Here is a 9,903-nt window from a genome sequence, read left to right as displayed (position 1 = left end):
CCCGTAACGTTGCAGCCAGTTTTGCAACGTTTGGTTAGCTTCACTGACCGCCAGGCCGCGCAACTGGTTTTTGGTACTCTCGACAAGATTGCCGCTTTTCAGCATCCCCGCGGCACGGGAAGCGGCCCCTGCCAGCCAGCGTTCCGTCTCGTTTGCCGGTGTTTCAGGCACAGAAGCCTGCCGCAAACTCTCTGCCAGCCGCTCATTGGATGAGGACTGAGGTGCCTCAATTTCATCGCCCACCGCCAGTGCGGGCGTAAAAGCGCCGACCACAGGAAAGGCAACCTGCGCAAAGATATTCATCCACGCCACCCGCTTAAGGCGATGGCGTTGCTTATCTGTCCACGGCTTGTTTTGTTTCTTTAGCATAGTTATCAACCTTCAGAATCAACACGATCTCCATCAGGCGTTACCAAACGCCGATGCCATTGACTCATCCCAGAGCGGTGTTGCTATCCCCATGTTGTTACTCACATATTGTTATTTACACGGTGAGTTGACATTTAGTACCAAACTGTCAACTTAGGATGATTCATCTAAAAAAAGCCATGTGATGGACAAAATGACCATCATAAATTGATTGATTCAGAGAATTGTTCTTTCGGAATGGAATATTTAAAAACGGGCCTATAATTTTTTATAAAAATCAATAAGAAATAATCAGCGAGAATTATTGAGGGGGTAAAAACATAAATTAAATTTTATTGTTAATAATCAATAGATTAGGATGATTTTTGTAAGCAGAGGAAAAATAAACTAAGTTTAAAAAGAGCTGTTTTAGGTGACTTGACAGTTTGGTACTAATTGTTAACTTTTTGCGTTTTCCTTTTTCATGCCAAATCGTCTCAAACCGACCCGCATTACTCGCGGTGTAACGCACAGTATGACGAATATTCCGGTGGCCTAAATAGTCCTGAATCAGCCGGGTATCGACACCGTTGTCTGCCAGAGCATAACCACAGGCATGTCTCAGCATGTGCGGATTCGCGCAAATCGACAATTTGGCCTTTTGACTGGTCTGGCGAATGATTTTATAAACCTGCTGGCGTGACATGCGTTGCCCGTTGCGGGAGAGAAATAGCCAGTCAACGTCTTCATCTGCGAGTTGTTCGTGTGATCGTGTTTTGGGTAAATAATTTTGCCGTTCCACCAGCCAATGGCGGATAAGCTGGACTTCGCGCGGCACTATCGGGTGAATGGTGGAAAAGCCATTTTTCAGGCGCTGAACACGCAGGCTGCGGCCGTCCAAATCCACATCAGACAGTTTCAGGCTCAACAGTTCGGATACTCTGAAACCGTGAATAAATCCCATAAACATCATGCAGATATTGCGTTCTGCATGTACATATTTACCCAGCTCACTGAGCAATATTTCTATCTCAGGTTGGGTTAGGTACTTGCGTTTTAACATGGTATTCATCTCCAGAAAGCGATGAAGAGCCTGTCCCATAATGGAAACCTACAAGGATAGGCTTTTGAGGGTAAGAAAACGTGTCACCTATTAGTGTTGCTGATTATTTACAGAGTGCAAAATTTGTGTGCAGAAAAACTCCGTCAGTGATGATATTTTTGTCGGTATTCTTTTGGCGTCACGCCATTGCAACGTTTGAATAATTCCCTGAAATAACGTGTATCCTCATAACCCACCTCATGACTGATTTCTTCAATGGATTTCTGGGATTTTTCCAACCAATGCTTTGCCTGTGACAGACGGAGCTGTTGGATATATTGGATTGGTGTTTTTCCTGTGGCGATCTTAAAGCGACGTTTCATTTGTCGTTCGCAAAGATGAATTTTATTGGCTAAATCGGCGACAGATAAAATTTCAGAAGGGAAAGTATGCATCCAGTCTTGCAGTTTATGGATCAGCGAGTCGGTATGTTGGCGATAAGGGGTAAAACAGGCGGAATTGAACGAGGTTTGATGGTCATTTTCGTCTAACAGAAATTTTGCACATTGTTCTCTGGCATATTGTCCGTACATCAACTCAACGATATTCAACATACAGCTCCCGCAGCCATAGGCACTGGAGATACAGAAACGGTGGTTATCGCTGATAATTTTTTTGTCGGTATAAAGGGGAATATGAGGGAAAAGTTTTTTGAATTCAGGGGAAAAATAAGGGTGGATTGTGGCGCCGTTGTTTAATAATTCTGCTTTAGCAAGCATAAATGTGCCTGAGCATATTGAAACGATAGGGATGTGCTTTTCATCCATTGTTTTAAGCCACGCAATGATTTCCGATGTGCAATGCCGTGGTTCCCACTCAGGGAAACCCAGTGAACCGACCAGAATAATATCGGGTTGCTGTTCGTAATCGAGAGAAGTGTAAAGAGAATCGTGGGCGATGGGATCTGAATCCATAAACAGGCTATCTATATTATTGATTTTTTGACTGATCATTCCCTGATTAGTCGGAGAGATAATGCTGACATGAGGAACTGGGCCGCCAATGGCATTGGCGGCGATGGTGAGAATTTCAATCGGCATGGCAACCGATGTTACAGATGTGTGAGAAAAAACCAATGCTGTAATAGAGACTTGTTTCATAGTTATATTCTCTTCCTTAAGAACATCTTATGATGCTGTGTTAATTTCTTTATGAAATTAATTTTAAGGTGAAACAAGCCTCATGTCTTCAATGAATTTCTTTTTTATAGCAATTAAAATAGTAACCAAAGTAATAATAAATTAATTACATTATTTTGTTTGTTGATGCCAAAGTTGTGCATATAAACCATTTTGTTGCACCAGAGCATCGTGTGAACCTGATTCAGCGATTTTCCCCAGATCTAAAACGAAAATCTTATCGGCATGGCGGATGGTATTCAGCCGATGAGCGATGCTAATCACGGTGCGGTTTCGGCATATTTCATCCATATTACTCATGATGGCTGCTTCAGATTCATAATCCAGTGCGGAAGTGGCTTCATCAAGGATCAGAATCTTGGGATCATTCAGCAGTGCCCTTGCCAATGCGATGCGCTGCCGTTGTCCGCCAGAAAGGCTGCATCCTTTTTCACCAACCGGATGTGCAAATTTATGTGGAAACTCATTGATGAAATCAGTGGCACCAGCCAGTGTCGCGGCCTTACAGACTTCCTCATCACTGGCATTGGGTTTGCACAAGCGGATATTGTCCGCAATGCTGCCGGAAAACAGAATGCTTTCCTGCAAGACGACGCTCATATTACGGCGCAGTGATACAGGATCAGCAATGGCTAAATCCATGCCATCCACCAATACTTGTCCGTGTTGTGGTACATATAGGCGCTGCAACAATCGTGTCAGTGTACTTTTGCCGGAACCCGATGGCCCCGTAATGCCAATAAATTCCCCTGCCTTAATGTCCAGTGACAGATTTGCCAGCACTTCCGGCGTATCGGCATGATAGCGGAAACGTATATTTCTGAACTCAATCTGGCCCGCCAGATCAGGTGCCGATGCCAGCCCCTGTTTACTGTTTTCCATCGGTTCATCAAGAATATCCCCTACCCGGCGCAGGGCGATCAAGGTATGCTGAAAGTCTTGCCAGACTTGTGCCAATCGCAGGATGGGTTGGGTAACGTGCCCTGCCAGCATATTAAAAGCAATTAGTTCACCGGGAGACAAATCGCCATTAAGCACACTGCGGACTCCCCACCAAAGCAGCAGAGCGGCAACCACTTTTTGGATCAGCTCGATCCCTTGCCCCGCTGCCAGCCCGCTTTTCTGGGCAGTAAAACGTCGGATTAACTGCTGACTTAATACTTTTTGCCATTGGTGCAAAAAACGTTTTTCTGTTGCGGTAGTTTTGATGGTTTCAATACCCGTAACAGCTTCTGTCAGGAAGGTGGTGGCATTGGCATCGGCTTCATATTCCTTTTCTACTTTGCTTCGAATGATTGGCCCAACGGTAATCCAGAGCAAAAAATAGAGAACCAGCGAACTGATTACGATCCATGTCAGCAGGGAGGAATAATGGAACATCACACCCAGAAACAGAATGATGAAAATCAGGTCAAGCAACAGCATGAGGGTCGAGCCGGTCAAAAATTGGCGGATCTGTGCCATTTCCCGGATTCTGGCGATAATTTGCCCTGTTTGCCGTTGTTTGAAATAGGGCAGGGGCAATCCCACCAGATGGCGATACAGCCTGCCGGAAAGTTCGGCATTTATTTGACTCGCCATATGCCCGAACACAGTATTGCGCAGGAAGCCATACAGGGGTTCCGCCAATGCCAGAGCCAGCATCGCCATCCCCAGAATATGCAGGCTGGAAATACTCCGCCCAACCAGCACCTTGTCGATGACATTTTCAAATAGCAAGGGGGATGCCAGCGCAAAAATTTGCAGCACAATAGCAAACAGAAAAATGTCCCGTAACTGGTTTTTTTGCCTGAAAATGGAGGGATAAAACCAGCTTAAGCCAAATTTGATTTCCTGCTTGGTCAGGGATTTGTCAGCTACAAGCAGTACGCTATATCCCTGAAAATCATATTCGTCAGGATTTGTTTGCCCATTATATTTAGGTTCACCGTGTTTAGGTTCACCATGTTTAGATTCACTATGTTTAGATTCACCATGTGTAGAAGGAATCAACGCATGTACTTCGTATTTTCCGGTGGTGGGATCGAACACACTAAATGCGTCAGGACGGATTTCTGACAACACCCACCAGCGCTGATCTAATTTAATCAACGCAGGTAAAGGTAATGTGGCAGCCGTATCAGATGTCAGGCATTCAAATTTACTGTGCAACCCAATGGCATCCGCAGCTTCACGAAGCTGTGGTTCTGTTAGTGCAAGGGAATCCAGCCCCAGAGCATGGTGCAATTGCTCGACAGAGGCCACTTTATGAAACTGTTTCCCTAAATGGGCGATGCAATCCAGCGCATAATTGCTGATTTCGCTGTCGTGGTTTTTGTCTGTATTACTGGTAAAGGAAAAAGCGTCAGCCATGATTATTTTTCCCTCAATGCTTCAGATTGGTATTCCTGAATCGGGCTGAGCAGATAATCAATCACTCTTCGCTGATCCGTCTTGATTTCCGCAACAATGGACATACCCGCCGTAATTTCGACGGGTTTCCCATCGACCATAATATTGTTCTGTTTGAGGCTGATTTGTGCGGGAAAAACCAGACCCAGCCGCTCATCGTTGGTGGAATCCCGTGAAACGCTGAGTAATTCCCCTTCAATCGTGCCATAGCGGGTATAAGGGAAAGCATCGACTTTGACGGTGACGTGCTGACCAGGATGTACAAAACCGACATCTTTGTTCAGGATTTGGATTTCGGCAAGTTGTACATGTTCATCAGGAACAATCACCATCAAATTCTGGGCGGGTTGCAGAACTGCGCCGAGAGTGTGGACACTTAATTGTTGAACTGTACCTGTTACGGGAGAACGCACAACCTCAAGTTCTTCCCGCTCTTGCATTTTAGAAATTTCCTGTCTTATGACCGCCAATTGCATCTCTGCCTGTTTTCTTTTCTCAAACCATTCCCGCTCTTTTTGTATTTTGATGCTTTTTAAGCGTTCCTCCAGACTCTTGTATTGCGTCATCAGAATATTGAGTTCCGATTTTTGCTGAGCAATCAGCCTTTCTGTTTCCAGCAATTCCTTTTCTTGCTCCAGATATTCCACCTTGCTGATAACCTGCTTTTGGCTCAATGTCTTGCGGGCCTGCAAGCGCTGGTTGATATTTTTGCGCAGATTGGTCAATGAGCGTATATCGCTACTCCGTGCTTTTTGAGAAGTCAGGTTCACTTCCATTTCTGCGTGGATATTGGTGACGATTGCGTCGAACTCTTGCCTTTCGTGAGAGTAATGAGCCAGAATTTTTTCCTGTTTTTCTGCGGATTGCTGCTGGAAAAGCGGCAGGGATTTCGGCTCATGCTTTCCAAGCAGTGCCTGATAACGGATTTCCTCTTCCATCAGATATTCACGTTGCTCGATCAAACGGGTAATATCCTGATTGACGCCAAGCGTATTGAGCGTAAGCAGTGGCATACCTTTCTCAACATGCTGACCATTTGTGATATGAATAGCAATCAGGCGGCTCTGCTCATAAGCCTGAATGATTTGGGAACGACCAGAAGCGATCAAACGTCCGGTTGCGGTTGCCTGCACATCCAATTTTCCCAGATAGGCCCATAGCAAGGCAATCAGAACACCAATACTCAGCGTTATTGCCGTATAACGGGCAAACGGGGAAGGCGGGCGTTGTGATAATGCCAAGTGTGTCGGTAAAAAATCATAATGGTGGGGAGCAGTACGTAACCGTTTGATCCCTTTACGTAAGATAGCCTTAAGCACGTGTAGGCTCCTCCTGTTTTGTTTCTGGTTTTAGCTCTTCTTGTTTTAACTCTTGCTGCAACTGCCAGAGCTTCCGGTAGTGTTTGCCTTGTTGCAGAAGCTGTTCATGGCTACCTTGTTCAATGATTTGCCCTTGGTGCAATACAATGATCCGGTCACATTGACGTACCGTGGAGAGCCGATGGGCAATGGTGATAACGGTTCTGCCTTGAGCAATATCGGCCATGTTGGATTGAATGATGGCTTGTGATTCATCATCCAGTGCGCTGGTGGCTTCATCAAGGATCAGGACCTTGGGATCTGACAGCAGGGTTCTGGCAATGGCTAACCGTTGTCGCTGACCGCCTGATAGAGATTGCCCTCCTTCGGCGATCACCGTGTCATATCCCATCGGCAATTTGAGAATAAAATCGTGTGCCCCTGCCAGCTTTGCCGCCTCAATCACTGCGGATAACGGAGTATCAGGGCATGATTGGGACAAATTCTCATATACGGTTTTATTAAATAAAAAGTTTTCTTGCAGAACGATACCGATCTGCTGCCTGATGGACTCAATATTGAAATTTTGCAAAGGAATGCCGTCCAGCGTGATCGTGCCACTTTCCGGGGTATAAAGGCGTAGCAGCAAACGTGCCAGAGTACTTTTTCCAGACCCAGAGGTTCCGACTACGCCCACGGTTTCACCCGCCCGAATATCCAGCGCGAAACGGTTAATGGTTGTCGGGAGGTCGGGTTGGTAGCGGAAGACGACATCGGAGAATGAGATAGCGCCTTGCAATGCAACCTGTTCGTTGCCTGATTGCTGTTCGGTTGGCAGGTTCAGCATATCTCCCAGCTTATCGATGGCAATGCGTGAACGGATAAATTGCCCCCAGAGTTGCACCAACTTAGCCAGAGGTTGTTGGGTATGGCTGACCATCATATTGAAAGCAATTAATTGACCAATGGTCATGTGCAGGGAAAGCACTTCCGAAGCGCCCAGCCAGATAATGACAGCACTAGTGACTTTTTGCAGCATCATCACCAGATGACCGGAACGATTATCCCATTGCTGTACATCATAACTGGTGCTGACCATTTTTTCGGTCTGGCTATCCCAGCGGCGAATAAAACGGGGTTCAGCGGCCAGACTTTTCAGTGTCTCGGCACCTGCAACGGTTTCGGTCAGGAAAGAAGTATTGATTGCTGCATGAGTGAATTGTTTTTCCACCGCTTTTTCAATTTTTGGCGTTACCCACCAAGCAAGCAGGGCATAGCAGGGAATAGTAAGCAGGAAGATTAGCGTCAGCATACCGGACAGCAGGCTCATGACATAAATAAATACAAACATGAACAGAACATCGATACACAGTGTGAACATGGAGCTGGTTAAAAACTCCCGAACCGTTTCCAGTTCCCGCACTCGTGTCACAATCGCGCCCACTTGACGGGTTTTAAAAAACAGCAATGGTAGGCCAAACAAGTGCTTAACCAGCTTCAATCCGAGTTTTATGTCAATCCGGTTAGCGGTGTGGGCATACTGATACTCACGTAACCCCCGCAGAATGACTTCGATCAATCCGGCCGCCACCAGCCCAAAAATCAGCACATCCAATGTAGAAAGTGCTTGGTGAACGAGCACTTTATCCATGACAACTTGCACAACCAAAGGAGAGATAAGCGCCAGAATCTGTAAAACGAAGGAAAACAGCAGTATCTCCGTAAGGTTTTTCTTTTGCCTGACAAATTCAGGAATGAACCAGCGAATATTAAATTGGCTGTTTTTTTGTTTTATTTTTAGCCACCGGCCACTCCATACATTGATAAATTCTTCTTTATTTAATATCTCTGGGATGTCTTGATTAGGTTTCTGGATTAATACCCGTTGTTCATCATATTTTGCCAAAATGAAAGGTTGTCCATCATTGCTGAACAAAACGGCAGGTAAGGAAATGCTGGCTAACTTCTTATTTATAGAGTATTTATTTTTTATTTTAATATTGCATTCTTTTTGTATTTTGTTTAGAGCAGAAATATAATCATCACTATTGTTTAAGTTTTTATTTGATGTGTCTGCATGCTTTCCATTAGATATCATAATTATTAAATTAATTAATGATATTGTTGTTTTTTCTGTTTCATTCATTAAATTAAATCTACTTTAAATAAATATCTTGATTAAAAAAATAACCTGAAAACGAGTGAGGTGTTTATCTATTAAGTAATTTTAATAAATTTATTAAAGGATATTATCTGTTATCAAAGAATATATGAGTGTTGGTAATTGGGACTAAATGTAGAGGTTAAACAGACATTTTTCTATTTATTTGTTGATTTTATCATATAAATGGATATATTTTTGTTCAAAGTAACTGATATCCTAACATAACTGGTAAACCGCGGTCGGTGGGCCATTTGATTTATCGCTCCATACTCAATGAGTTCATACTATACTTGCCATTTTAGATAGAGCTTGAAAGCAGCACCTTGAAAGAGAGTAGTACCTTGAAAGATAGTAGTACCTTGAAAGATAAAGGTAAGCTGAATTACTTTAGCTTATTCAGGTAGCCGTAGTAATGTAGCTGTAATAATGTAGTCGTAGCAATAAGGTTTAATCATAAATGAGACCATGATGAATATGGGTTCATTTATGATTTAATCATTTTAATTTAATGCAAATTTAACATTAAATAAATATTAATTTAATGTTAAATAAATATTTATTTAATGGATAATGCTATGTCTGAAAAATTTGTTCAAACTATCTCAAGTGTTAATTATAACAAAGGCGTATTCTCCCTTTATTTTGTAGGGCAAGAGCCTAATCGAATGGCAAATGGCACGCTGGCAGAAAATGATCAGGAATTACAATTAAAACAAGTTATTCATATGCCTGCTTCTGGTTTTATGTATATGGTTTCCATGGTTAAAAGTATGCTTGAAGATCCAAGAATGGAAGCTGAACTCAATAAACTGATCGCCGCTGGTTTTTTACCTGCTCCAGAAGTAACTGATCCAGAAGTCATTGATCAAGAAGCCATTTATCAAGAAACGATTGCCCCGGAAACGGCTGAATCAAAAAAGCGCTCAAAGCGTCATTCTGATACATCAAAATAATATCAACAAAATTCTATCAGGTAGTTGCTAGTCCATGATGATCAAACATCAATCGGCAACACTGAATACGACTGAAATACAGGCAATGATTGGTGGGGTGATGTTGCTTTGTCAACACTCCCCCTTGCATCGGCGTTATTTAGTTGCTGAATGGCAACAACGCATTTTGCCTTCATTCCAGCTCAATCAGTTTTGCTATTACCAAGATGAACACCAACGCCCAGTTGCTTTTTGTAATTGGGCTTTTTTGTCTGACAGCAGCCGAAAAGCGATCCTTGCCGGTGAGCGGGAAATTTCGCGGGAAGATTGGCGTTCCGGCCAGCATATCTTTTTTCCGGAAATGATTGCGCCTTTCGGACATGCCCGTGAAATTGCCTACGATCTCCGTCGTCGGGTGTTTGCTGCATGGAAAGGACAAAAAGCCTGCACTGTCAGGGGAACTCTGGATGTTCAAAATGACCGCTGTATCCGTCGGACACAGTGGTTTGTTGTTTAATTTATGCTCAAT

At 43.8% G+C, this 9,903-nt stretch carries 8 protein-coding genes; 2 read left to right on the top strand and 6 right to left on the bottom strand.

Annotated features, from left to right (window positions below; all coding sequences use genetic code 11):
• The 6 genes from PSI23_RS12010 to PSI23_RS11985 form a co-directional block, all read right to left on the bottom strand.
• Positions 1 to 378: hypothetical protein (locus tag PSI23_RS12010; protein ID WP_273555316.1), on the bottom strand; the 378-nt coding region annotated here is incomplete at its 3' end.
• A gap of 316 nt (positions 379 to 694) precedes the next feature.
• Positions 695 to 1,450 (bottom strand): tyrosine-type DNA invertase, encoded by a 756-nt coding sequence (locus PSI23_RS12005; RefSeq protein ID WP_373567321.1) that lies wholly within the window; start codon positions 1,448 to 1,450, stop codon positions 695 to 697.
• 104 nt (positions 1,451 to 1,554) lie between these two features.
• Positions 1,555 to 2,550, bottom strand: a complete 996-nt coding sequence (locus PSI23_RS12000; protein WP_273555315.1) for a GlxA family transcriptional regulator — start codon at positions 2,548 to 2,550, stop codon at positions 1,555 to 1,557.
• Between the two features lie 150 nt (positions 2,551 to 2,700).
• Complete coding sequence (locus tag PSI23_RS11995) at positions 2,701 to 4,941, bottom strand: type I secretion system permease/ATPase (RefSeq protein ID WP_273555314.1); 2,241 nt, start codon at positions 4,939 to 4,941, stop codon at positions 2,701 to 2,703.
• A 2-nt stretch (positions 4,942 to 4,943) separates the two neighbouring features.
• Positions 4,944 to 6,299, bottom strand: coding sequence for an HlyD family type I secretion periplasmic adaptor subunit (locus tag PSI23_RS11990; protein WP_273555313.1), 1,356 nt, complete (start codon positions 6,297 to 6,299; stop codon positions 4,944 to 4,946).
• A complete protein-coding gene (locus PSI23_RS11985; RefSeq protein WP_273555312.1) occupies positions 6,292 to 8,424 on the bottom strand; it encodes a peptidase domain-containing ABC transporter in 2,133 nt (710 codons plus the stop codon). Before PSI23_RS11985 ends, PSI23_RS11990 begins: the two co-directional genes overlap by 8 nt.
• A 593-nt stretch (positions 8,425 to 9,017) precedes the next feature.
• On the opposite strand from PSI23_RS11985, the gene rtxH reads away from it, so the two are divergent.
• Both rtxH and rtxC read left to right on the top strand, forming a co-directional pair.
• Positions 9,018 to 9,395 (top strand): protein RtxH, encoded by a 378-nt coding sequence (rtxH, locus tag PSI23_RS11980; protein WP_273555311.1) that lies wholly within the window; start codon positions 9,018 to 9,020, stop codon positions 9,393 to 9,395.
• A 34-nt stretch (positions 9,396 to 9,429) separates the two neighbouring features.
• Positions 9,430 to 9,891, top strand: coding sequence for an RTX toxin-activating lysine-acyltransferase RtxC (gene rtxC / locus PSI23_RS11975; protein ID WP_273555310.1), 462 nt, complete (start codon positions 9,430 to 9,432; stop codon positions 9,889 to 9,891).
• Positions 9,892 to 9,903 lie beyond the last annotated feature (12 nt).

It is taken from the genome of Xenorhabdus yunnanensis, from assembly GCF_028598805.1.
Lineage (GTDB): Bacteria > Pseudomonadota > Gammaproteobacteria > Enterobacterales > Enterobacteriaceae > Xenorhabdus > Xenorhabdus yunnanensis.
The sequence above is the reverse complement of the archived record's forward strand: the minus strand, read 5'-3'. Positions and strand labels throughout refer to the sequence as shown.